Source organism: Paenibacillus sp. 10L310 (assembly GCF_056395745.1).
This window is the reverse complement of sequence record NZ_JBFTKC010000025.1, coordinates 30,513-54,507: the sequence shown is the minus strand read 5'-3', so window position 1 is coordinate 54,507 and position 23,995 is coordinate 30,513. Positions and strand designations below refer to the sequence as shown.

Annotated in this window: 27 protein-coding genes and 1 other annotated feature; of the genes, 11 read left to right on the top strand and 16 right to left on the bottom strand. The window is 45.7% G+C overall.

Features of this window, described 5'->3' with window-relative positions:
- The first annotated feature begins 493 nt into the window (after nt 1-493).
- Nucleotides 494-841, top strand: a complete 348-nt coding sequence (locus tag AC1DE7_RS28905; RefSeq protein WP_036605733.1) for a toprim domain-containing protein — start codon at nt 494-496, stop codon at nt 839-841.
- A gap of 74 nt (nt 842-915) precedes the next feature.
- On the opposite strand, the gene AC1DE7_RS28900 is transcribed toward AC1DE7_RS28905, so the two are convergent.
- Complete coding sequence (locus tag AC1DE7_RS28900) at nt 916-1,527, bottom strand: SCO family protein (protein WP_036605732.1); 612 nt, start codon at nt 1,525-1,527, stop codon at nt 916-918.
- A gap of 435 nt (nt 1,528-1,962) precedes the next feature.
- On the opposite strand from AC1DE7_RS28900, the gene AC1DE7_RS28895 reads away from it, so the two are divergent.
- Entirely contained in the window at nt 1,963-2,943 is a 981-nt protein-coding gene (locus tag AC1DE7_RS28895) for a metal-dependent hydrolase (protein ID WP_036605731.1), read from the top strand.
- A gap of 116 nt (nt 2,944-3,059) precedes the next feature.
- Here the strand turns inward: AC1DE7_RS28895 and AC1DE7_RS28890 are convergent, their stop codons facing one another.
- A complete protein-coding gene (locus AC1DE7_RS28890) occupies nt 3,060-3,278 on the bottom strand; it encodes an alpha/beta-type small acid-soluble spore protein (RefSeq protein WP_017692386.1) in 219 nt (72 codons plus the stop codon).
- 120 nt (nt 3,279-3,398) lie between these two features.
- On the opposite strand from AC1DE7_RS28890, the gene AC1DE7_RS28885 reads away from it, so the two are divergent.
- Nucleotides 3,399-3,599 carry a hypothetical protein gene (locus AC1DE7_RS28885; RefSeq protein WP_017692385.1) on the top strand — a complete coding sequence of 67 codons (201 nt, stop codon included), beginning with the start codon at nt 3,399-3,401 and terminating at the stop codon, nt 3,597-3,599.
- 114 nt (nt 3,600-3,713) lie between these two features.
- Here the strand turns inward: AC1DE7_RS28885 and trpS are convergent, their stop codons facing one another.
- Nucleotides 3,714-4,706, bottom strand: a complete 993-nt coding sequence (gene trpS, locus AC1DE7_RS28880; RefSeq protein WP_477535699.1) for a tryptophan--tRNA ligase — start codon at nt 4,704-4,706, stop codon at nt 3,714-3,716.
- 76 nt (nt 4,707-4,782) lie between these two features.
- Nucleotides 4,783-5,051, bottom strand: a binding site (T-box leader).
- Between the two features lie 245 nt (nt 5,052-5,296).
- Here trpS and AC1DE7_RS28875 point away from each other — a divergent pair.
- Complete coding sequence (locus AC1DE7_RS28875; protein WP_315371211.1) at nt 5,297-6,271, top strand: aldose 1-epimerase; 975 nt, start codon at nt 5,297-5,299, stop codon at nt 6,269-6,271.
- 205 nt (nt 6,272-6,476) lie between these two features.
- Complete coding sequence (locus tag AC1DE7_RS28870) at nt 6,477-6,710, top strand: alpha/beta-type small acid-soluble spore protein (protein WP_047841310.1); 234 nt, start codon at nt 6,477-6,479, stop codon at nt 6,708-6,710.
- Between the two features lie 85 nt (nt 6,711-6,795).
- Here the strand turns inward: AC1DE7_RS28870 and AC1DE7_RS28865 are convergent, their stop codons facing one another.
- Together AC1DE7_RS28865 and AC1DE7_RS28860 are read right to left on the bottom strand one after the other, a co-directional pair.
- On the bottom strand, nt 6,796-7,206 hold the full coding sequence (locus AC1DE7_RS28865; RefSeq protein WP_282320259.1) for an O-methyltransferase: 411 nt from the start codon (nt 7,204-7,206) through the stop codon (nt 6,796-6,798).
- Between the two features lie 275 nt (nt 7,207-7,481).
- Complete coding sequence (locus AC1DE7_RS28860) at nt 7,482-9,281, bottom strand: M3 family oligoendopeptidase (protein ID WP_477535698.1); 1,800 nt, start codon at nt 9,279-9,281, stop codon at nt 7,482-7,484.
- Nucleotides 9,282-9,399: 118 nt separating this feature from the next.
- Between AC1DE7_RS28860 and AC1DE7_RS28855 the strand changes: the two genes are divergently transcribed.
- Together AC1DE7_RS28855 and AC1DE7_RS28850 are read left to right on the top strand one after the other, a co-directional pair.
- Entirely contained in the window at nt 9,400-9,570 is a 171-nt protein-coding gene (locus tag AC1DE7_RS28855) for a YycC family protein (RefSeq protein WP_074096390.1), read from the top strand.
- Nucleotides 9,567-9,800 carry a hypothetical protein gene (locus tag AC1DE7_RS28850; RefSeq protein ID WP_017692378.1) on the top strand — a complete coding sequence of 78 codons (234 nt, stop codon included), beginning with the start codon at nt 9,567-9,569 and terminating at the stop codon, nt 9,798-9,800. Before AC1DE7_RS28855 ends, AC1DE7_RS28850 begins: the two co-directional genes overlap by 4 nt.
- Nucleotides 9,801-9,812: 12 nt before the next feature.
- On the opposite strand, the gene AC1DE7_RS28845 is transcribed toward AC1DE7_RS28850, so the two are convergent.
- From AC1DE7_RS28845 to AC1DE7_RS28835, 3 genes are all read right to left on the bottom strand, one after another.
- A complete protein-coding gene (locus AC1DE7_RS28845; RefSeq protein ID WP_036605724.1) occupies nt 9,813-10,544 on the bottom strand; it encodes a DUF2225 domain-containing protein in 732 nt (243 codons plus the stop codon).
- A gap of 43 nt (nt 10,545-10,587) precedes the next feature.
- On the bottom strand, nt 10,588-10,965 hold the full coding sequence (locus AC1DE7_RS28840; protein ID WP_076254602.1) for a globin domain-containing protein: 378 nt from the start codon (nt 10,963-10,965) through the stop codon (nt 10,588-10,590).
- A gap of 244 nt (nt 10,966-11,209) precedes the next feature.
- Nucleotides 11,210-11,374: a hypothetical protein gene (locus AC1DE7_RS28835; protein WP_155984997.1), complete on the bottom strand. Its 165-nt coding sequence runs from the start codon at nt 11,372-11,374 to the stop codon at nt 11,210-11,212.
- Between the two features lie 152 nt (nt 11,375-11,526).
- Between AC1DE7_RS28835 and ylbJ the strand changes: the two genes are divergently transcribed.
- Nucleotides 11,527-12,780, top strand: a complete 1,254-nt coding sequence (ylbJ, locus tag AC1DE7_RS28830) for a sporulation integral membrane protein YlbJ (RefSeq protein ID WP_477535697.1) — start codon at nt 11,527-11,529, stop codon at nt 12,778-12,780.
- A 104-nt stretch (nt 12,781-12,884) separates the two neighbouring features.
- The gene (locus tag AC1DE7_RS28825; protein WP_036673293.1) at nt 12,885-13,688 is read left to right on the top strand and encodes an NAD kinase; all 804 of its coding nucleotides are present in this window, start codon (nt 12,885-12,887) and stop codon (nt 13,686-13,688) included.
- Between the two features lie 28 nt (nt 13,689-13,716).
- Here AC1DE7_RS28825 and AC1DE7_RS28820 read toward each other — a convergent pair whose 3' ends face one another.
- On the bottom strand, nt 13,717-14,136 hold the full coding sequence (locus tag AC1DE7_RS28820) for a YutD family protein (RefSeq protein ID WP_235200693.1): 420 nt from the start codon (nt 14,134-14,136) through the stop codon (nt 13,717-13,719).
- Between the two features lie 14 nt (nt 14,137-14,150).
- A complete protein-coding gene (gene lipA, locus AC1DE7_RS28815; protein WP_017692371.1) occupies nt 14,151-15,050 on the bottom strand; it encodes a lipoyl synthase in 900 nt (299 codons plus the stop codon).
- Between the two features lie 240 nt (nt 15,051-15,290).
- On the opposite strand from lipA, the gene AC1DE7_RS28810 reads away from it, so the two are divergent.
- Nucleotides 15,291-16,361 carry a M23 family metallopeptidase gene (locus AC1DE7_RS28810; protein WP_100529782.1) on the top strand — a complete coding sequence of 357 codons (1,071 nt, stop codon included), beginning with the start codon at nt 15,291-15,293 and terminating at the stop codon, nt 16,359-16,361.
- Nucleotides 16,362-16,449: 88 nt separating this feature from the next.
- Here AC1DE7_RS28810 and yunB read toward each other — a convergent pair whose 3' ends face one another.
- From yunB to zwf, 4 genes are all read right to left on the bottom strand, one after another.
- Nucleotides 16,450-17,328: a sporulation protein YunB gene (gene yunB / locus AC1DE7_RS28805; RefSeq protein ID WP_127548160.1), complete on the bottom strand. Its 879-nt coding sequence runs from the start codon at nt 17,326-17,328 to the stop codon at nt 16,450-16,452.
- A gap of 263 nt (nt 17,329-17,591) precedes the next feature.
- Nucleotides 17,592-18,236, bottom strand: coding sequence for a fructose-6-phosphate aldolase (fsa, locus tag AC1DE7_RS28800; RefSeq protein ID WP_036605718.1), 645 nt, complete (start codon nt 18,234-18,236; stop codon nt 17,592-17,594).
- 85 nt (nt 18,237-18,321) lie between these two features.
- Nucleotides 18,322-19,215 (bottom strand): phosphogluconate dehydrogenase (NAD(+)-dependent, decarboxylating), encoded by an 894-nt coding sequence (gnd, locus tag AC1DE7_RS28795; RefSeq protein ID WP_017692367.1) that lies wholly within the window; start codon nt 19,213-19,215, stop codon nt 18,322-18,324.
- A 543-nt stretch (nt 19,216-19,758) separates the two neighbouring features.
- A complete protein-coding gene (gene zwf / locus AC1DE7_RS28790; protein WP_315372933.1) occupies nt 19,759-21,213 on the bottom strand; it encodes a glucose-6-phosphate dehydrogenase in 1,455 nt (484 codons plus the stop codon).
- Nucleotides 21,214-21,628: 415 nt separating this feature from the next.
- Between zwf and AC1DE7_RS28785 the strand changes: the two genes are divergently transcribed.
- Entirely contained in the window at nt 21,629-21,949 is a 321-nt protein-coding gene (locus tag AC1DE7_RS28785; RefSeq protein WP_036605715.1) for a winged helix-turn-helix transcriptional regulator, read from the top strand.
- 131 nt (nt 21,950-22,080) lie between these two features.
- Here AC1DE7_RS28785 and AC1DE7_RS28780 read toward each other — a convergent pair whose 3' ends face one another.
- Nucleotides 22,081-22,407 (bottom strand): helix-turn-helix transcriptional regulator, encoded by a 327-nt coding sequence (locus tag AC1DE7_RS28780; protein WP_477535696.1) that lies wholly within the window; start codon nt 22,405-22,407, stop codon nt 22,081-22,083.
- A gap of 365 nt (nt 22,408-22,772) precedes the next feature.
- The gene (locus AC1DE7_RS28775; RefSeq protein ID WP_477535695.1) at nt 22,773-23,930 is read right to left on the bottom strand and encodes a Gfo/Idh/MocA family protein; all 1,158 of its coding nucleotides are present in this window, start codon (nt 23,928-23,930) and stop codon (nt 22,773-22,775) included.
- Nucleotides 23,931-23,995 lie beyond the last annotated feature (65 nt).

The following is a 23,995-nucleotide window of genomic DNA, read 5'->3' as shown; positions in this document are numbered from 1 at the left end:
GACAGTAATTAGGTCTGTATTTTCATTAGCTTTGCATCATTCCCCCATTTACAGCTAAACTATATAAAATGGACTGACGTTTTACACACGAACGGAGCGGCCTAGGGATCATCAGCACCGTCTTTAAGATTTCATCTTTTTTTGAATACCATCATTGGGTATGTATGATCATTGGAAGTAGTGAAGGGTACGGAATCGATTTTGAAGAAGCGTTAGCGTTCGCCTTTGTCTCCATATTTCAACCTATAAAAAATAAAATCAATCAGAAATTTGGAGACAACAGCGATCGAAGGAACGATCCGTAACCGTAACGGTCACTACTGATCAGAATTAATTCCTAATGTATGTGAAAAAGAATTTAGAAATCAGAGGTGCTCCTGTCCGCGTGGTGAACAGTGTAAAGAAAGGAGTCCATTTTATATAATCAGTCGATTTTCGCTGCAACATTTCCCGGGGAATGTCGACATAAGCTCTCGAACAAGAGGTGAATATCATGCCTATTCATGTCATTGTGGAAGGTAAGAATGACCGAAGCAAACTGAAACGTCTGGTTGGACCCGAAATCAACATTCTATGTACGTTTGGAACACTTAATTCCCTCAAGCTGGAGACTCTGCGCAAGCAGGTCGGTTATGATGAAGTCTTTTTATTTATGGATAATGACAGTTCCGGCAAAAAAATTAGAGGTGTACTTCGGGATGCTTTCCCGGATGCAGTACAGATGTATACACGACGAGGATATGCGGGTGTGGAAGGAACACCTGATGAGTATATCATTGCCCAGCTGGAGAAGGCCGGGTTAGAGACATACATCCAATACCCTGAACATCCTTCCTATTAAAATGAAATACCAAAAGGCTGCCTTTGGATTGATATCCAACCAGAGGCAGCCTTTACAGTATGATGGTCAGATGATTATTCCTTAATCAGATTGCGAATATCCTCGGCAATGACAGCAGGCACAACGTCCTCTGTATTAAATGCATTATATACCTTGCGTAGCTGGTTGTTCTCATCCACCAGACCAATCATATTCATATGGGCAAAATCATCCTTACTCTCCCCATCGATCAGGATCTGGAATGATTCCCTGGCAAACTGTTTGGTTTTGTCCATATCCCCTCGCAAGAAGTACCATCCGGAATAATCCGCGTGGAAGCGGTCCGCAAACGTCTTAATCTTCTCTCTTGTATCGACTTTCGGGTCGAATGAAATAGATACAAATGAGACATCTTTACCAAAGGTATCGTCCTCTTTCAACAGATCCTGCACCTGGGATAACGTAAAGGTCGTAATAGGGCAGACATCCGGACAACTGGTGAAATAAAAGTAGAACAAGCGGACTTTCCCTTGAGTATCCTCCAGCGATACTGTACTGCCATCTACATTTTCCATAGAAAAGGATTGGATTTCACGAATCTCGGGTAATTTTTCCTTACTGGCAAATACGGTGCCCCACATCAGATACACAGCCATAATCAGTGCGAGCCCGAGCAGCATCCATGTCCATTTGTACTTTTTCAGCATCTTCCTCGTCCCTTCTGTATCTCCTCTTATGAATACGCATACATATGTGAATCCAAAATCACGTTTGTTTCGCTTTATCCATCTACTGTGACATATGTATTCAAAGAAACCTACTTTTTATGAGATTCTATATTATTGTAACGGTTTAAAGGAACAATGCCCATAAATTATTTTAGCATTGTATATCATTCGAATAGTATCGTACGTTCTCTGGCGATTTTCTCACTGTATCCGATATAAAGTTTATCATAGGAAATGCCAAAATAGTTTGACAAACTACGTACATTTATTGGGTATGGCACAGGAAATTGTCATAACTTTGAAATTAGGGATGTTTTGCATCCTGACAAACGGATATTATACACTATATATGGGTATCACCTAGATAGAGAAGTAATATGCCTTAGAACGATATACCACACAAAGGAGACGTTTATGGATACCTCTACACATTTTGTCATGGGGATTGGTCTAGCCGGTCTGGCTTATGTCGATCCTGTCGTCGCGGCGAGTCCCATGCTTGCAGCTGCGGTAATGGTTGGCACGATCGCCGGTTCCCAGGCCCCGGACATTGATACTGCGTTACGTCTCAAAAGCAACTCGCTTTACATTCGGAATCATCGGGGCTTGTCACACTCTCTGCCATTTCTCCTGTTATGGGTTTTGCTCATCACCGGCGTCATTGCACTGATATTCCCTGGTGTCCCTATTGGACACGTTGCCACCTGGACCGCTGTGGCCGTAGGCTTTCACGTATTCACCGATCTGTTCAACACCTATGGAACCCAAGCCGCCCGGCCTTTTACGGAACGCTGGATCGCCTGGAACATCATTCATATTTTTGATCCGTTTCTATTCACTACACATGTCATAGCTATCCTGTTATGGGCCTTTGATCTGATCGCCCCTGCACCACTCTTCGTTACGTTGTATAGTTTGACCGGTTTATATTATATATGGCGAACGATTGCTCGTGCACAAGCAGTCAGAAAAGTTAGACGTCTCGACAACAGCCCAGAGCAGGCAAGATACATCGTCATTCCAACGATATCCTGGAACCGCTGGCATGTGGTTAAACGAGTTGAGGACGGCAGTTATGTGATCGGTAAAATGGATGGTTCTAATCTGGTATGGAGTCTGCACGCCTCGTCTTCTACTCACGCGGCCGTTGCTGCTTCACGTAAATCGCCGGAAGTCAGTGCCTTCCTCTATTTCACCTCCTATGCGGTGGCAGAGGTTGAAGAACTGCCTGCTGGTTACAAGGTCCGCTGGGCAGATGTACGTTATCGACACCGGAAACAATATCCATTTGTCGCTGTGATTGTGATGGATCGGAATTTTGAGACGATTGATACGTATGTAGGCTGGTTAAGCGATGAGAAAATGGATAAAAAACTTTTATCTGCACGCCCTTGACGAAGTGAGCATGGCAAGGCACAATCAGACATAGGAACTGATACGCGAGAAAGCCCGGAGCGTTTCCGCTCCGGGCTTTCCGTTTATCCTGTTTTGTTGCTGTTGGTTAAAATAAATTATTTGCCAGACCCAGCCAGAGACTGCTCAGCGATTTGTACCAGACGTTTGGTGATATATCCACCCAAAGATCCTGTTTCACGGGAAGTGTAGTTACCATAGTAACCGTCTTGTGGGATAGTTACACCCAGTTCCTGTGCAGCCTCGATTTTCAATTGTTGCAGTGCTGAATTTGCCTGAGGTACCACCAAGTTGTTAGAACGAGATCCTTGAGCCATATTTATAATCTCCCTTCAATCTGTGTCTGTAATGTAATTGCAAGCTTGCAAGATTATTATGGCTCGTAGGCTACAGGTTATACGGAGTTTTACTAAATTTGTAGATGGAGGTTTTTCCCAATGAGTAAAGGCTTGTCTTTATGGTTCGCATTCTCTTCGATTATCTTGTTAACGGTTTCAGCAATTATGATCTCCTACTCCGGTTGGTTTGCTGCACTACTGTTTGTCCTGTCCATTGCCAACATTGGCTGGGGATTTGTGATTCGTGCCAAAAAAGAACGTCAGGAAGTTCGTTCGGCTGCTTCAGAGCCCACTTCTTGATTAGGTCATTTAATAGTTCAATAATGAACGCACAAATAAAGAGGAGTCCTTCAATAGGGCTCCTCTTTATTTATGTTAACTATTCATTGCATGAAATGAAGATCTTGTTCAGGGCTACTGTTTACGTCTCGGAACAAATCCCATACGTTCTTTCACTGCATCCAACGTTTGAGCAGCAACTTCTTCTGCACGACGGGCTGACGTATCCAGAACATCCGCCAATTCGCCAGACTCACGAATCTCATTATATCGTTGTTGCAGCGGTTCAATCACAGATACAACCACTTCAGCCAGTTCCTTTTTGAACGGACCATACATCTTGCCTTCATAACGCTCAGCTACTTCCTTAAGCGTCATACCTGCACATTCAGCATAAATACTCATCAGATTGCTGACTTCCGGTTTGTTTGCCGGATCATATACGACTTCACGTCCCGAATCTGTAGTGGCACGGCTGATTTTTTTGCGAATCACATCCGGCAGATCCAGCAGGGCAATATAGCTGCCAGCGTTAGGGTTACTTTTGCTCATTTTCGAAGAGGCATCATCAAGTGACATTACCCGTGCACCCACCTGCGGAATATACGGATCTGGAATGGTGAAGTACTCCCCATAACGGTGGTTAAAACGTCCTGCCAGATCACGTGTCAGTTCCAGATGCTGCTTCTGGTCCTCACCTACTGGTACAAGGTCAGCATTGTATAACAAAATATCAGCCGCCATTAATGATGGATACACAAACAGTCCGGCACCAACGGAATCTTTACCGGATGATTTATCCTTAAACTGAGTCATGCGTTCAAGCTCACCCATGGAGGTCAGCGTTGTCATCAACCAGCCCAATTCCGCGTGCTGCGGTACATGGGATTGCAGAAATACGTTAGATTTCGACGGATCAATACCTGCTGCAATAAACAGTGCGGCTACCGCTTCCGACTGTTCACGCAATGCTGCTGGCTCCTGAGCCACGGTGATGGCGTGAAGATCAACCACCATGAAATGACATTGATAGTCATGCTGGAGTTTTACAAAATTTTTGATTGCACCAATATAGTTGCCCAATGTGAGCTTACCGCTTGGCTGAATACCTGAAAGTACTGTTTTCATTACACATAACGCCTCCCTAATTGTATATAAAAAAAACTCTTGCCATTCTCTGCGAACGCAAAAAGGCCCCACATCCGCAAGGGACGTGAGACCGTGGTGCCACCCTTATTCGCTTTTCTTCGATTGCTCCTGACCCTGAAATCAAGTCAAGCTGAAGAAATGCCTTCATTGTTCCGTAACGTGGATTATACGGCAGACTCTAGTGGGGCAAGCCCATCTCTGGCTTAACCTGTTCAAACCTACACTCAAGGGTCCATTCGGTAAAGAGCTCACACCGGTTCACATCAACCACCGGCTTTCTGGAGAGGATTCTCTTGGCCTACTTATCCCTGTCATCGATTTCATGTCATTTAATTCTAATAAATGCTTTCAGAGTTCCATCTTAATGCGCACAGGCGTGAATGTCAAAATGAGTTGAACTTTTTTACCCGAGACATCAAAATCTGTTATGATGGAATTGCTTATCCTGTTGCCTACTTCACACAAAATAGCGCAGGAAATAGCTGGCATGTACACAACGACACGCCTGTAGCAGTAGCTTCATCACAACTGCTTGCAGACAGATTTCAAGTGGGAAAAGGAGCATCGATATGAAACAAGTGACCAAAGGCCAATGGAATGGTTACGACACGTATATCCTACATAGCCGTGAATTGGAAATCACCCTGCTGCCGCGTCTTGGAAATAATATTATTTCTATTCGCGATTTAGTGCAGGACAGAGATGTCGTCCGCCGTCCGGATGAAGACGATCTTGCCTTTTATCTGCAGAAGCCGTACCATTTTGGCGTTCCTCTCCTGATTCCACCAGGGCGCATTCATCGTGGACAATTCGAATATGAAGGCGTTCGTTACCAGTTCGATCAGAACACGGCGAATGACAACCATATTCACGGTCTCCACCGTACCCAATCCTGGTGTGTCAGTGACATTGAGGAAGATGAAGACGGCTGTGCAATTACGACTGAATTACTGACCAAAAATGAAGAGCATTGGATGGCCCAATTCCCGATTCCCCTAAAACTTGAGATGACGTTCAGTCTGCAAAACGCTGTATTTAGCCAGCGTCTGCGAGTCACCAATCTGAGCTCAACACCTGCTCCTTTTGGGATGGGATATCATACATGGTTTTTGTTAGACGGCAAACCTGCCGACTGGACACTGCAACTTCCTGTTTCCGGAATATACGGACAGAATGAAGAACAACTACCGACAGGTGAACTGGAATCCCTGGGTGAATGGTCTGCTCTGAACGAAGGCATCAATTTGCAGGGACGTAACTGGGATACCCTGTTGAAAGCTACCGAAGGTGAACCGGCTACGGCTTACTTACGCAGGCAAGATGGATATACATTGAAATATTCAGCAGATGAAGCATTTTTCAAACATTGGGTTCTCTTCACCAAAGGTGAATCCGATCAGTTCTTGTGCATTGAACCGTACACTTGGCTCCCGGATGCACCTAATTTGGCTTTATCGGATGAACAAACCGGGTTGATTCGCTTGGAACCGGAACAGCCTGTTGAGTTATTTACACGTATTGAGGTTATACCTCCTACAGACTAAGCGAGCTGATCATGCTCTACTTTGCTTTTACGCATATCACCCTATATTTTGATATCCAAATACAACTTGCCGACCCGCATTGGGTCGGCTTTTTTATGTGTCCTGTGCACTGATAGTTATCCATATTTTCCCTTACGCCATATCATGTATATTTCCGTATTCTCTAACCATACTAACATCACCAACCCATAAGGAGGTGACACATATGTACGGAAGTCAAAACCAAGGTAGCGGTAGCCGCTCCAACAACCTGGTCGTTCCCCAAGCAACAGCAGCATTGCAACAATTGAAAATTGAAGCTGCTCAAGAGCTGGGTGTAACTATTCCACAAGATGGTTACTACGGTAACTATACTTCCCGTGAGACAGGTTCTCTGGGTGGATACATCACTAAACGTCTGGTGCAAATCGCTGAGCAGCAATTATCGGGTCGTTCGTAAGCTCGTAATTATTGCTTGAGCCTAAGCAGAATCCAAAAGTAAAAGCGGCCTTCTTCGGAAGTGCCGCTTTCTCTTGTGCAACTAATTAGGAGGTCGACTCCATATCTGAATCCTTGTATGTATTGGTTCTAGGGTAACGAATCATCAGGCTGGCCATATTGTAATTAGACTCCATCGTTGCATCTACCAAAATCATACCTTGTCTTACTGTGAAGTCGTACGATATTTCGCCATGCGTCCAATTGCGTTTGAATTTCAACGTCTCCAGCGCCATCGCCCGGAAAGAAGTTCTCTGGGTTACGTTTAGCCCCCCTTCCTCCACATCCATCTGCCCATCTCGTCCAGCTATCGGATTATGTCGAATACCGAACTTCCCAATTACGTTGTTTCGTATTTGCACAAAAACTACCCCTGAATCTAACCCTGATAACTCATTATCAAGTTCTTTGAATACCAGATCCAACTGTCTCGCTAATGAAAGCTCATCAATTTTCATATTAACACTCTCCTTATATGCTTATAGTCCTATACAGCAAGGACTTACGACTCATTATATGACATCATATGTGCTCATTCAACAAAGAACGGCAAAGTTGGGTATTTCTAACTATGATTTGCACAATTAATTGCCATTCCGCTCCCTTAAACTGAGCTTTTTCAATTAATTACGACAAAATCTTCGAGAATCGAAAATGAGGATTTTGTACAAAAAAAAGGCTACAATCCTGTGTCTGTTAACACGGAATTGCAGCCTTTTCATATATATTCAACCTATTTTTCGGTTGCTGTCATCTGCAGAAACTGCTCAATATCGGCAATAACCAAGTCCGCAGCATTTTGCCAGAATTCCGGTTGTGTCAGGTCCGTACCCAAATGTTTCTGAGCAAGTTCTTCGACCGTCATACGCCCTGTATCCCGCAACAAATCATCGTATTTATCTCCAAATGCCGTTCCTTCTTGCTGTGCTCTCGCATAGATTCCCGCACTGAACATATAACCGAACGTGTATGGGAAATTATAGAATGGCACACCCGTCAGATAGAAATGCAGTTTGGATGCCCAGAAATGAGGATGATCTGATGCAAGTATACCGCAGAACGCTTCCTGCTGCGCCTCCACCATTAATTTGGATAATTCATCCGCGTTGACCAGACCTTTTTTGCGTTGTTCATAGAAACGATTCTCAAACAGGAACCGGGCATGGATGTTCATAAAGAAAGCCACACTTCGCTGTATCTTGTCTTCCAGCAAAGCCAGCTTCTCTTGCTCATCTGTTGCCGCCTGCACCAGGGCATCTGCTACAATCAGTTCAGCAAACGTGGACGCTGTCTCAGCCACATTCATCGCATAACGTTGATTCAATGCAGGCAACTCTTCCATAATGTGTTGATGATATCCATGCCCAAGTTCATGCGCAAGAGTCGACACATTAGATGGTGTCCCGGAGAAGGTCATGAAAATTCGGGTTGCTTTGCTAAGTGGCAAAGACGTACAGAATCCGCCTGGACGCTTGCCAGGACGGTCTTCTGCTTCGATCCAGCGTTTCTCAAAAGCCATCTCTGCAAACGAGGAAAGTTTAGGACTGAACTTGGCAAACTGTTCAACAATATTGATGGCTGCCTCATCGTAAGTGATTTTGCCACTCGATTTACCTACAGGTGCATCTACGTCGCTCCAGCTGAGCTTGTCTACCCCCAGCAGTTCTGCCTTGCGCTCCAGATATTGAACAAGCGCAGGTTTGGCACTGTTAATCACATCCCACATCGTATCCAGTGTCTGACGTGACATCCGGTTGATGGCCAGAGGTTCTTTGAGGATATCATCCCAGCCACGTTTCTCATATAACTTCAGACGGAATCCCGCGAGGTGATTCAGCGTGTCAGCGCAGAAATCTTCAACATCGGTCCAAGCCTGCTCCCAGTTTGCGAATACCGTCTCGCGTACATTCCGATCACTATCGCTCAGCTTGTTGGCAGCCTGTCCTGCGGAGAGCATCACCGTTTCCCCATCTTGCTCAAATGGAATGTTCACCTTGCTGACAATCGTGTTATAGAATTTGCCCCAACCATGGTAACCATCCACACCCAGATCCAGAGCAAGACCTTCCAGTTCAGGCGACAGCTTCTCACGAGCCAGCGTGCGACTCTCGTTCAGTACAAATGCCAGCGGCTGAATATTTTCCCGAGCAATCCAAGCGTCCCACACCGAATCCGATGTCTGACTGAGTGTATTATCAAACTTCGATTTGCTGCCGTTCAGCATCGCTGCAATAGAACTGATGGCGCCCTGAAGCTGCGTTGCCTTTTTGTCCTTCTGGTTTTGCGATGAGAGGCAGGATACAAACGCAGATCCTTCCGATATGCGGATATAACAGCTTTGCAGCAGTTCCAAAATCGGATCAAATGCAGCCGTCTCTTCTAATGAAGTCGGTGCAGCTGTTTCGTTCAGCAGATGTTGCAGTTTACGCACATCCTCTTCCAGTTCAATCAGATACGCAGCAAATGTCTCGGAGGAAGAACCTCCACTAAAAATGGACTCCAGGTCCCATACGGGGTGTAATGGCGTTTTCATTTAATAAGGCACCTCTCTCTATAAATTGGATGGTTAGGATTGAATTAAAAACTGGTTTTCTGTCAGCCATATCTCTATACTAGAGAAATACTTATAGCAACCTTCAGGAGGTAAACGTATGAAACCTTTACAAGTATCGGCTGATACAGCCGTCAAATTAGCAGAATCCCTGGGCGTACCTTTGGAGCACCTGATGCACATGCCCCAACATATCCTGATGCAGAAGATTGCGGAACTCGCCAAACAAGAAACCTCCAAACCTTCCGCACCAGAAGGCGAACAAGAATGATTCCGTTTGAGAACAGCTGGCCTTACGATATTGTGATGGGAGACATCTATGTACAGCAATGTCCCTACTGTCACGCAAGCAACGTGCTGCTCCCCCTCAAACCCAAAGAGCTTGTGCTCATTCGCGAAGGCAAAAAGAAATTACTGGTCTTTCCCTGCTGTAATACAAGCATGACCGTGATCGACAACGACAGTGACTATTTGTTATCCAGCCGTCCTGTCCGTAACTAATGTAAGATCAACCTAGAGGGGGCTGCGCTTTGCAGCCTCTTTGTCTGTTTCCAGCATCTCTTCAGGGAGTTCCAACTTACTTGAAATCATCTGCTCACGCAGCACGGCCCACTGTTCCCTTGAAGCACGAATCATGGCCGCATCTGTGATCCGCTTGTCATGAATGACCTTGCTGAACCATTGCACTGCTTCATTAAACCGGCCTACCCTGCGGTTCAATTCCCCGAGCAAATACAACAGTTTGGCTTCATTGCCACCCGTTCCTTCACGTTCGAACACCTTCACATAGGCTTCCAGGCTAAATTCAAGAAAACGATGTTCCTGTGCATGGTCCTCCATATAACGATACAACCAAGCTATATGATGCAACAGACCAGCGACGACACGATCTTTCTCCCGGATAACCTGTGCGCACAGCAAGGCAAGCTTGTACGTAGCCAGCGCCTGTTCCAGTGTTCGTGCTCCGCTATAATCACGTTTAACCCAGCGGTTACCGATCTGTTCCTTAAATGCCTTGCGCTGAGCATCATTTAAATGCTCCGTTGCGTTCTCCGTCGTGGCAAACCCGCACTGCGGACAGATGCGAACCACATAAAAATCTGGATTCTCCAGCTTGTAGTAAGCACAAAAATCCGAATCCGTCCGGTAGGGCCTTTTCAAACTCGGTCTTACCCGTGAGGTTTCATACTCGGTTTCGCAATAATGGCAGGTCACTTTCACCTTATACAGCGGCTCTAATTCCAATCTCTTCCATCCCTCTCCCGTACGCTTGTAATCATATTCGGATCTACGGTGTATTTACAAAATGATGTGCAGGCCCGGATAAACGCTGCAGGATAAACGCATGCAAGGGCTCCTCCACACCAATCTGTGTTAAGGCTTGATCCATACATGCCAGCCACGCCTCAGCCCGTTCAACCGTCACTTCAAAATGCATATGACGGGCACGCATCATTGGATGTCCAAACGCCTCGGAAAACAGCCCTGGTCCTCCAAAAAACTGAGACAAAAACATATACTGCTTGTCGATGACCGGCTGAATATCTTCCGGGAAAAGCGGAGCCAGCTGCTCATTCTGCTGAACGATCGGATAGAAAGCCTCGACCAGCGCGCGAACACCTTTCTCACCGCCAAGATTGTCATAAATACTCAAACTGGGATTCATTCGTCTGATTCCCCTTTCTGATGTCGAATTTTGCCATATATTACACGTTCCGTGAACATTGTGAAAACAGTAACAATATCCAGGCCACAAAAGCCTTTATCTCCATTCTATCAAAAAAAACCAAAAAGTCCTATATAACATGAAATCATCAGGACATGTAACCTGCCATCTGTGTATAGGACCTTATTCGAAACATAACACAAAAAAAGCGCCAACCGCTTGGGTTGGCGCACTAGATATTTCATTAATAACTCCGCCAGTCCTCTTCCTCAGAGCGTACCAGCGAGGCACGTATCACATATACAAAAGCACAGACCAGGATTCCGGTGACAAGACTCATGATCATCACTCCATCCGAATTGAATTCCACCTTGGAGACAATTAGGTGACGTTCAGGCGTTTTTCTCATTTTAGCACACATCACTCAAAAACACAGCCACTTTTGCAAGCGCTTTCTACGTATAATTTTGTACTGTTTGTCCACTTTTTTTCATATATTGATGGCAATAACATCACAGACTTCCGCACACCGACCATTCCAAATATAAAGGAGAAGAATTCATGGCTGCTTCACAACGACTCACCCATGTCCTGGTCACAATCGCTCTCCTGATCCTTTGTGTGTTAATGGTCTTGTATCCAGCGGAAACCTGGCATGCAGGTGTACGTGGACTGTCCATCTGGTGGGACGTATTGTTTCCCTCCCTTTTTCCTTTTTTGGTGCTGTCCGAGCTGTTGCTCGGCTTTGGCATTGTTCATTTTCTAGGTACCTTGCTGAATCCACTGATGCGTCCATTGTTTCGTGTTCCCGGAAGCGGTGGTTTTGTATTTGCCGTGAGCTGTGCATCCGGTTATCCTACAGGGGCGAAACTGACCGCTCAGTTATGGGAACAAAAGCTGGTTACCCGGGAAGAAGGAGAACGGCTCGTTGCCTTCACTACATCATCCGATCCGATCTTCATGATTGGAGCGGTATCGGTTGGATTCTTCCATAATGTCGCCATTGCTCCAGTATTGGTTGCGAGCCATTACGCTGCAGCTTTTCTGGTGGGTATGCTCATGCGTTTTCACGGGGGTACAGCAAAAGGCTCACACCCAGACAGTTCTTCTGGATCTCGATCGGAGGGGATACCTAGAAACAGACTGGTCCGGGCCATCTATGCGATGCATGAAGCAAGAAAAGCTGACGGACGGACATTCGGTGAACTGCTGCGCCAGGCAGTCTCCTCATCCCTTCGCCTTATTATTATCGTAGGAGGGCTGGTTGTATTCTTCTCGGTCATGATGGAGCTACTTGTCCAGACCGGTTGGCTTGGCGGATTATTCGGCATAACCGAGGAATTGTTACGACATAGCGGACTGCCTCCATCCTTATCTCCTAGCTTGGTCGGTGGGCTGTTTGAAGTAACGCTGGGGAACAAAGAGGCTGGGAGTGCCGGGGCATCCATCCCACTCGTCTATAAAGTGGCAGCAGCAGCCTTTGTTCTCTCCTGGGGCGGATTATCCGTCCATGCACAGATTATGAGTGTTCTTAGCAACACACCCATGAGATACGGTCCATTTCTATTTGCCAGAGCAATCCATGCGCTAATCGCACCTGTGCTGGTCCTGCTGTTATGGACACCCATGATGGGGCATTCCTCTTCACCCGTTCTCATGGAGCCCGGTTTCATCCCATCGTTATCAACGTATACACCGGACTGGGGACTGATTTTCTTATCCGGAATGATTGTTTTTGTAAGCCTCATCGTGTTGTTGTTATTCCTTGCAATATTAAGTTCCATTCTCAAGCCTAGACGACATGCCAAAAAATAAGTGGACGATTCATCTATATTTAACTGAATATGCGCCCAAACGTTGTGTTCTTCCGCGGAATTGATTATCATCGGTAGTATAATGACCACAAAGGAGCTTTCATCTTGAGATACTATGTTCAAGACCGCGGAGACCAGTTATCGATTGATCTCAGTCAGCAGTTTCATGCGCTGGCGAAGGAAGAAGGGTTCAAGCTGGATGCAGAATCGCCGGAGATTGTTATCTCCATCGGGGGCGATGGTACGATGCTACAGGCATTTCACAATTTCATCGACCGTATTCCGGATATTGCTTTTGTTGGGGTTCATACAGGCCATCTCGGCTTTTACGCCGATTGGAAGAAGGAAGAATTACGGGAGTTAGTCAGGCTGATGAGTGGCAAGGGAGATCCGGAGCGTCTCAAACCACGTATTGTACAATACCCACTCTTGGAGCTTGAGATTCGTAAAAAGTCGGGGAATTCCTCTTACATCGCCCTTAATGAATTTACGTTAAAAGGTGTAGACGGTACCGTCGTAGCCCAGGTCGATATTAACGATGTGACATTTGAGATGTTCCGTGGGGATGGCATCTGTGTATCCACGCCATCAGGCAGCACGGCATACAACAAGGCCCTTGGCGGTGCCATGGTTCATCCAACCATCGAGGCGATTCAGATTGCGGAGATTGCATCGATTAATAACCGGGTCTATCGTACACTTGGTTCACCGGTTATTTTGCCCAAGCATCATCATTGTGATATTTTCTCCCGCAAGGATCAGCGGTTATTGATGACGATTGATCATGTGAATGTGATGGTGGAGGATCTGATCTCCGTCCGTTGTCAGGTATCCAGTCACAAGGTCAGTTTCGCACGTTTCCGCCCTTATCCATTCTGGAACCGGGTTCGCACGGCATTTCTTGACTAAAATAAACACACCAAAAAAGCGGTCCTTCTCAGGAACCGCTTTTTGCTTTGGCTTGAGGTTGATCCTTGCTCTTCTGAAGCACAAAGTACGCACAGCCAAAGTTACAATATTCATTGATATAATCCACCATACTGGCAATCGTGGAATCCTTCGTTGCTTTTGGATGGTTATCACGGTAAAAACCTTTTAACCTCAACTGGCTATAACCCCAGTCTCCGATAATATAATCATAACGCTCCAGCACTTCACTGTAACGATCACGGAAAACCTCTGGATTCCAGCCCTCTTTGTGGTTCTGGACGATTTCATAATTTTTGCCGCCGATCTGTACAATGACCGGTTCTTTGGGCTTTTCCTCAACTGATTCAACAACTGATTCCTGAACCGGCTCCTGGATCTGCTCCTGAAGTTGGTCCTGAATCTGTTCTGTGATTTTTTCTTCTTCCAATCCGGTATCCTCCATCACGCGTGTGTTGCCGCCTGTTCAGCATGTTTGGTAGCCGATTTCACCTGTTCATGCGCATGGTAGGAGCTGCGTACCATCGGGCCGGATTCGACGTGGCTGAACCCACGTTTTAATCCTTCCTGTTTCAATGCAGCAAACTCCTCTGGCGGATAATACTTTTCAACATACAGATGTTTCTCCGATGGCTGCAAATATTGACCAATCGTCATAATATCACAGTTCACCGCACGAAGATCATCCATTGTTGATAAAATTTCATTATATTCCTCACCTACACCAAGCATAATGCTTGATTTCGTAGGGATGTTAGGTTGCATTTCTTTGGCACGAGCAAGCAATTCCAGTGAACGTTTATATTTCGCCTTGGCACGCACTTTGTCTGACAACCGCTCAACCGTCTCAATATTGTGATTCAGAATGTCAGGTTTGGCATCCATTACAATCTGCAAAGATTCCCGATCGCCCAGAAAGTCTGGAATGAGTACTTCAACGCTACACAATGGCAACCGTCGTCTTACGGCCTTCACGGTCTCTGCAAAAATCGTAGCTCCCCCATCCTTCAGGTCATCACGGGCTACGCTTGTAATTACGCAGTGTTGCAGATTCATCTGCTCTGCTGCTTCCGCCACACGTTCTGGTTCCTGCAAATCAAGCTCCGTTGGCAAGCCTGTATTCACCGCGCAAAAACGGCATGCCCTTGTGCAAATGTCGCCCAAAATCATAAAAGTGGCCGTTCGATTGGCCCAGCATTCATAAATATTTGGACACCGTGCTTCCTCACATACCGTATGCAGCGTTTTGGAACGCATCATCGTTTTCATTTCCTGATAGTTATCGCCGGTTGTCAATTTGATCCGAATCCAATCCGGCTTCGGTTCTTTAACACGTTTAGCCAATGCATAAACCTTCTTTCTACTGAAGTTAGGCTGTTGCTCGGAACATATTATACCATGAAAGCGCTGGAAAAACCCCCATTTGTCACATCTTGTGCATTCATGCCCGATATGGACAATTTGTATAATTGGATTCCCCCCAAGAGCTTACATGGATAAAATGAGAACTTTTGAAGAACGCTAACCTTTAGCTTGGTTCATCGGGTACCTTGTATCATTCTAATGGAAAGGGGTTGCTTCCCAGTGCAACAACGCTTGACCTTCAGGCACACGTGCCGCTTTTGGATCAAAACATTACTTGCAGGTACTCTGCTTCTCCCATTCTTGCCTGTTGAAGTTTACGGTGAACCCGCCCAGGCCGCTCCCAAACCACAGGTTGCCGAGTTAAAACCCGCAGAAATTTTCGCTGCACGTCGCCATTTATATGAAACCATCGGTCAGATGACCCAGATTCCTTGGTACAGGCTTGCTGCCATTGATCAGTATGAACGAACGATTACTCGTGCACATCCAAAGGATCGCAAGCATCCGGAGCGGCTTACGGGTATTTTTATGACCCCTCCGGCCTGGAGAGGATGGCTAAATCCCGATGAGACGGATCAACATCCGGAATCCATTCTTTTTTTCAAAGGATATGGACGTGATGGTTCAGGAGACGGTATAGCGGATGCCAACAATGATCAGGATGTGCTGTACAGCATGGCTTCTGTTATTCAAGGTTACGGAAACAAACAAGAGGACTTCAACATTGCCTTGTGGGAATATTATCACAACTCCCGTGCTGTGCAACGGATACAGCAATTCGCGAAGTTATATGAGCATTTTGACAATCTGGATCTATTCGGACATGCCTTTCCGGTCCCGCTCGGAACCAACTACTCCTATCGCAGTACCTGGGGGACAAAAAGAAGCTGGGGCGGTTATCGCATTCATGAGGGAACAGATATTTTCGCTCCACATGGCCTGCCTGTGCGCAGTACCTGTTACGGGGTCGTGGAAATCAAAGGCTGGAATCCGTTTGGTGGCTGGCGCATCGGAATCCGTGATTTGAACAATCATTATCACTATTACGCCCACCTTTCGGGTTTTGACAAAAGTGCACGCATCGGTGAAGTTGTGATCCCCGGTCAGGTCGTAGGTTGGGTTGGCAGTTCGGGTTACGGGAAACCTGGAACACAGGGCAAATTCCCTCCACATCTGCACTATGGGATCTATCGCGACAGCGGACTGCACGAATGGTCGTTTGATCCTTATCCACAGCTGAAACATTGGGAACAGGATGAACGCAAACAAAAGAGCAAGAAAAGCAAGTGAGACGAGGATATGCACGATCAGCAAAGCGAAAAAGGGACCTCTTTAATAGAGGCCCCTTTCTTTGCTTTGCAATTCAAATTTGTGTGTATCATGGGAGCGCGTCCTTATTGAGCTGCAATCCCCCATTCACATCAGGCAGATCATCCGGCTCAATTTCAAGTTCATTCCCTTGCAAATGGTCTGACGGCGTCTGTTGCTGATTCTGGCCAGGGGGATTCGTAGTTACTCCATTACCGCTTGATACACCCGTATGACCTGATGGCAGCGCAATAGCTGGGGCATTACTGCCGTTACTGCCCACTGGCTTGCCCTGATTATCGTAATAATACATTGGCACATCCCCGACAACCAAAAGGTAGGAAATCGGAATTTCCGTATCAACCGTTTCGGGTTCCATGTCGAAGGGCACCACGACCGCGACCTCAGCAATGATGTGAATGTACACTTCCACCAAAATCATGTTAATACCCGCATTCTGTTGACGGGTGTTCAGGTCCACTTTGACAGCGCCTTGGGGCTCAATACGAACCGGTATACTCGGGCCAAATGAAGCCAACACCGGACTGCCCAGCGCCTGCCCCAGCGGGATTTTTTCTTTTAACATGTGTACATTCTGCAGCGTGGATTGCACAATATTCATCGTACTTGCGGTGATTCGCATATGCTCGTTGTAGTTCAGCATGAAACCGGACACTTTCCCGGCGGTATCCGTCTTCCAGTCAATCAGTCCTTCGTTGGTTTTGCCATCGGCAACCTGTGCTGTAATCGCCTTGTTGATCGCTTCAGTCGCAATCTGTTTCACTCTGATCTTGGCCAAGTGCATGATGGGGGGCTTCATCTTTTTATCCACATAAGCAAAGCCCTGCATCAAACAAAACGCGGTGACCAATAAAATGATCAACCACATTTTGCGTTTGCCGCTTGGCGGCTTACGGCGTCTCCGGCTTCGCCATTTTCTTCTCATCATCGAAGTGTCCCTCCCCTACGGGATGAGCTATAGGCTATATGTTAACCTTATGCACCGTTGTCCCGAAAAAGAAGGACAGTACGTGGACACTGGATAAAAAGTAACAACAACATGAAAGGGACGAGTACTCCTCATTGGCTAAACTAACCCGGAAATCGGAAACACATAAACAGAGATAAAAAAACCTTTCACCCGCAGATTACTCTGCAAGGCAAAAGGCTTTATGTTCACACCACCCAAAGATTCAGGCCATGTCTATCTTTTTATTTCGGAACAGATTCCCAGTCTTTCAGGAAACGTTCAATTCCGCTGTCCGTCAGTGGGTGTTTCCAAAGTGTCGGCAGAAGCGAACCCGGAATGGTGGCAATATGCGCACCGGAAAGGGCTGCATCCTCTACATGTTTGATATTGCGAATGCTTGCTGCGATAATCTCGGAAGGCAGATCATACATGTCCAGAATAAGACGCAGATCACGAATCAATTTCATACCATCCACCGCAATATCATCCAAGCGACCAACGAATGGACTGATGTAGGTTGCACCAGCTTTCGCCGCCATCAGGCCCTGTGCTGCGGAGAAAATCAGCGTGACATTGGTTTTGATCCCTTTTTGCGTCAACTCATGACAAGCGTACAGCCCATCTTCGGTCATCGGCAATTTTATGACTACATTCGGTGCCCATTCTGCAATTTCATAAGCTTCCTTCAACATATCCTCGGCTTTGAGACCGATGACTTCAGCACTGACCGGGCCTTTAACAACGCCACAGATCTCCTGAATGACTTCTTTAAATACGCGACCTTCTTTGGCAATCAAAGACGGGTTAGTCGTGACTCCATCCACCAGACCCAGACGTTCGATCCGTTTGATTTCTTCCACATTCCCTGTATCCAAGAAAAATTTCATGATATGTTCCCTCCACTTGATGAATTCGTAAACACGATATAAGTCATTACCCGATGTTCATCATATGTTAACAGTTATATATAAATTAATTTTTCTCTACAGCGTGACCGCCAAATTCGTTACGCAATGCTGCTACCACTTTACCTGTAAATGTATCTGTTTCCAGGGAACGATAACGCATCAGCAAGGACAACGCAATAACCGGTGTAGCGGTTTGAAGGTCAAATGCCGTTTCAACCGTCCAGCGTCCTTCACCGGAAGAGTGCATAACACCTTTAATCTCATCGAGGTTTGCATCTTTGGAGAAGGCACGTTCTGTCAGTTCCATCAACCAAGAGCGGATAACGGAACCGTTGTTCCATACGCGTGCTACTTGTTCGAAGTCGAAATCAAATCCACTTTTCTCCAATACGTCAAAACCTTCACCGATGGATGCCATCATACCGTACTCGATACCATTGTGAACCATTTTGAGGAAGTGACCGCTGCCCGCTTTACCTGCATACAGGTAGCCGTTCTCTACGGAAGTATCTTTAAATGCCGGTTCAACGATTGCCCAAGCTTCCGGGTCTCCACCGATCATATAACATGCTCCATTACGTGCGCCTTCCATACCGCCAGATGTACCTGCATCCATGTAGTGAATGCCTTTAGGTTTCATCTCTTCGTAACGACGAATGGATTCTTTGTAGTGGGAGTTACCCGCTTCAATAATGATGTCACCTTTGGACAACAATGGGCTAACTTCAGCCAATACAGCGTCTACTACATTGTGGGGAACCATGATCCACAATACACGTGGGGATTCGAGTGAAGCCACCATCTCTGCGTAAGAAGATACGCCTTCAGCGCCATATTCTTTCATTTCATTTACTGCTTCAGCGTTCAGGTCAAAAGCAACCACTTCGTGTTTGTGATCAATCAGGTTTCTACCCAGGTTCAATCCCATTTTTCCTAATCCGACAAGTCCAAGTTTCATTTCAAAATCCTCCTGTTATGAACAATGTTTAATTTTTATTTGCGTTCAAAATTAAAAATAAGTGCTTAACGTTTGGCGAAGTAACCGTTCTGGTCACGAATCGTTCTTTTGATCGCTGTTATCCCCAGATTTTTTGAATCTCCTATATAGGAGAAAATCCGGGGATAAAGGCGAACGCTTTGCTTCTACAGAATTGATTTCGTCCCCTACACTACATTCTCAGCGTTCAAGCCAACCATTTTTAAAACTGAACAGCTAATCTATATTCAAAAATTTTCACGGCCTTCCGGCCACATAACCGGAAGGGCTTATGCAAAATTGGAACGGTATAATTCACAATAGATACTGTATATATCAGCATTTTGCACATTCGAGCCAACTTGCTCCTGAGTACAAGCTCTAGGGGAATAAAACATTTCGTTCTATATCCTGTTGACTTGAAAAGGTTTGTTTGGATTTGTGCAAATGATTATTTGTGAGCAGAACGGATTGTAAAGTTGTTTTTACTATTTGTGTTCTCTTATGCTCACTCTTTTGTTTGACTTACCACCAACGGTAACCGTCTGCTGCGGTCAGACGATTTGCTGACTCTGGTCCATGCGAACCTGCACTATACGTATCCAGTGGCACGTTGCCCGCTTCGAATGCTTCCTGAATCGGTTGCACCCATTGCCATGCCAGCTCCACTTCGTTCCAGTGTGCAAAGAAGGTGGAATCTCCACGCATCGCATCAAAGATCAGATTCTCGTAAGCTTCAGGGATGTTACGTTTACCCGAGTTGAAGGTCATATGCATTGGTTCCACTTCACCATGGTTCAATGGATTCTTCGCATTTAATTGAAGCGAGATGCTTTCTCCCGGACCAATTTCAATCGTCAGCAGGTTAGGTTCCGTTGTATTTTCGGATTCATGACCGGTCTTCAGTGGTGCCTTGAACTCAACAACGATTCGGGTGGATTTCTCAGCCAGGCGTTTACCTGTACGGATATAAAATGGAACCTCGCTCCAGAATGGATCATCGATCCAAAGTCTTGCGGCAACATAGGTCTCGTTCTGAGATCCGACTGGAATGCCAGGCTCGTCCAAATATCCAACAACCGAGGAACCTTGCAGCTCACCTGCTGCATATTGCGCACGAACAACTTCAGAAGCGATATTTTCTTTTGTCAACGGACGAAGTGCCTCAGCAATTTTTTGCTTTTTGAATTGAATTTCTTCCGGTGTGCAACGTTTTGGCAAATGCAAACCAATCATCATCAGCAACTGAAGCATATGGTTTTGGAACATGTCACGAAGGGCTCCACTTTGGTCGTAATACGCGGCACGTTCTTCAACACCCACCGTCTCACTTGCCGTAATCTGTACATTGGCAATATAACGGTTAGACCACAACGCCTGAATCACCGGATTTGCATAGGTGAGCGTCTCAATATTTTGAACCATCGGTTTACCGAGGAAATGGTCAATGCGATAGATTTCTTCTTCCGCAAAGGTATTGCTCAGTTTTTCGTTCAAATCACGAGCTGATTGCAGGTCGTGTCCGAATGGTTTTTCGATAATCAGTTTCTTCCAGCCTTTGGTGTTACCCAGGCCACTTTCTTGAATGTTCAATGCGATTGGCTCAAAGAATTCCGGTGCCACCGACATGTAGAACATGCGGTTTTCGGGAATGTTAAGCTCTTGTTCACGCTGTTGAACCAGTTCCAACAATTTGGTGTAATCTTCAAGCTTCGTATTATTTAAAGAACAATAACGGAAAGCTCCAATGAAATCACGAACCTGAGATGCTTCTTCCGGCGTCTGACGTGAGAATTCATGCAGTGACTTTTCAACATTCGCCTGGAAGTCCGTATCCGACAATTCACGCCGTCCCAATCCGATAACGGAGAAGGATTTCGGCATTTTCTGATCCATGTACAAGTTATATAATGCAGGGTAAATCTTGCGTTTGGCTAAATCGCCTGTTGCCCCGAACAGGACAAATGTCATTGCATCCATTGGAGTGCCTCCTGTGATCTGTGCAGTATAGTATATGATGTTGCAAAATGTTCAAATCCAAGCATGACAAAAGACGGAATAAGTGGGTGTGTTCCCCGCCTTGCCTCCGTTTATATAACGCGCCTGAATTCAACCATGGAACATTCCTTCTCTCCACAACCTGTGTTTAGGTTATAAATTGTAACCATTTGAATTAACGTTACCCATATTACACCTGTCGTCACAATTCGTCAATAATCGTGTCGAACCTGTGAACTCCAGTGTTTATAGGGTTTTTATTTGATGATAACGCTTTATGTGGTAACATTAAGAACAATTGGTATGTGACATTTTACACATATGGCCTGTGGACAAGTAGGTTACAATAAGTATACTAATGATATTACAAGCAATACTAAACCAAAGGAGTACAATCATGAGCGATGATGAGAATGCCAAGCAAATATGTACAAAAGTGGAACAATCTTATCAGATCATTGGCCGAAAATGGGTAGCCCTCATTATCCATGCGTTGATGGAGGAACCCAAACGCTTCAGTGAGATTCACGCTTATATCCCTGACTTGAGCAAACGTGTGTTAAATGAGCGAATGAAGGAATTGGAGGAAGAAGGACTTGTGGTTCGCCATGTGGTCACGGAACGTCCAGTTCGGACTGAATATATGTTGTCACGAAAAGGAACGGAACTGGGGAGAGCGCTAAGCGCCGTGGAACGTTGGGCTGATAAGTGGTTGTAACAGCTTGAGGAATCCTTAATGTTTATTTAGCTTGAAGGTTACCGATGTGCAATCCCGGAGGTGGAGTATCGCATTTAGCAACTGGCAAGTGCAATACACAGCCGGGATTTATTTACTTCAAACGGTAAATACTAATTGTGTATATAGAGACGTAATAACGCTATTATTTTGCAAACCAAATTAATGCTTACTGCACCGTTCAAATTATTGTCGATACTACAGCGGGTTCTTTTAGGCAGATTTGGGAAATAACTGGATGAAATACATCCGTTCAGAAATCTGGCACGTCTGCCAATCTCCTCCACTGAAAATGCTGTTATATCAAGGCATAAGTAGTCCTGCTTCAACCTTCGAGCTGTGACGTAATCCGTAATGCTGCTACCTGTCTCTTGATGAAAAATGCGGGAAGCATACGATTTGGACAGGTGAACATCAGCCGTCATTTGGTCCAAACTCATCTCATATTCGAAATGCTTCTTCAATCCAGTGCATCATCTTCTCCGAGTGTTTAAAATGACGTGAATCCGCTAACTGTGAAAGCGCTATATTTTTACCCTCTTTCTGTTGAACCAACACACTCAAAAAGCTGAAGCTAAACAGCACTGATTCTTCCCATTCTCCCCCCACACGACTACGAGCTGATTGTATCTCTCATTGATCCAATCCATGACAATGGAGATTATTATCTTAAAGTGATTTCCAGTTACATAGATGGAAAAACCAAGTGTATTGATTTTTTATGGTGATGTAGGTGTAATCGACCTAGTACAAAAAAAGATGCCCATCCTCACTTATGTGAGGGGCATCCTTTTCACGGAAAACACTACGAATCCAACTTGCTCCCGAGTGTAATACTCGAATCCTCGAAGTTGTCCACCGTCGTCTTTTTTTCATGAAAATGTACGGCATGTTGCATAATTCCTTCTCTTGTGTAAAACGCGTCTTCCGCCCCTAGTGGAAAAACAACCTTTTCTCCCGTACTTGCCGACTTATAGATACCCACAATCAGTTCAAGCGTATTCCGACCGCTTTGGCCATCCACCAGAAGGGGAGATCCTGTCTCAATAGCATTTAACACATTCTCAACTTGCCCAGCGTGACCGACATGAATAACATCCGGTAATTCGTCAGCGAGCTTCTGAATCTGGTGTTCCAACTCTCGATTCGGTTCCGGAAATCCGTTATTCCGGGCGGTAGAAGCAACGACTTTCCAAGGTGCAGATACCCGGGCTTCTTTGCCCTGAAAAATTAACTGCTGATCCTCTCCGTGATGTACGACGGAACTGGTAATCATGCCAAGCGCCCCTTCCTGGAAGCGAAGCATCGACATGGATATATCCTCAACTTCAGCATTATCATGTGCCGTATTCGCCATCATGGCCTGTAATTCCACTGGAGGTCCCATCATCCAAAGCATGGCATCAATATGATGCACCGCATGATTAAGGGTACAGCCTCCGCCTTCTTTCTCCCATGTCCCGCGCCACCACAGATCATAATAATTGTGGCCCCGCCACCAGAACGAATCAACCTGCACATGTACAATCGGTCCCATCCGTTTACTGTCCAGCACACCTTTTAGCTTCATCATTGGTGTCGTAAAACGATTCTGTGCTACTACGGATAACAACTTGCCACTTGCTTGCGCTACTCTCAACATCAGATCCGCTTCCTCCAGGGAAGATGCCATCGGTTTTTCAACCAACACATGTGCACCTGCTTGCATGAAATCACACGCAATGGGAGCATGCGTATACGGTGGTGTACAGACTGATACCAGATCAATGTTTAGGGCAAGTAACTCTGTGTAATCCGTGACAGCTTGTGCACCTTCCAGACCATATTCATTAATTCGCTTCTGTGCTTTTTCCACGTAGATATCGACCACAGCAACAATCTGACATCGCTCAGGGAACGCCATATATGCTGAGATATGTGCTCCACTAATTGCACCTGCTCCGATAATAGCCACTTTTAACATCGTTGCATACCTCCCTTATTCCCTTCACAATACACAATAATAAAGCGCTTTTATGCGTTCATCTT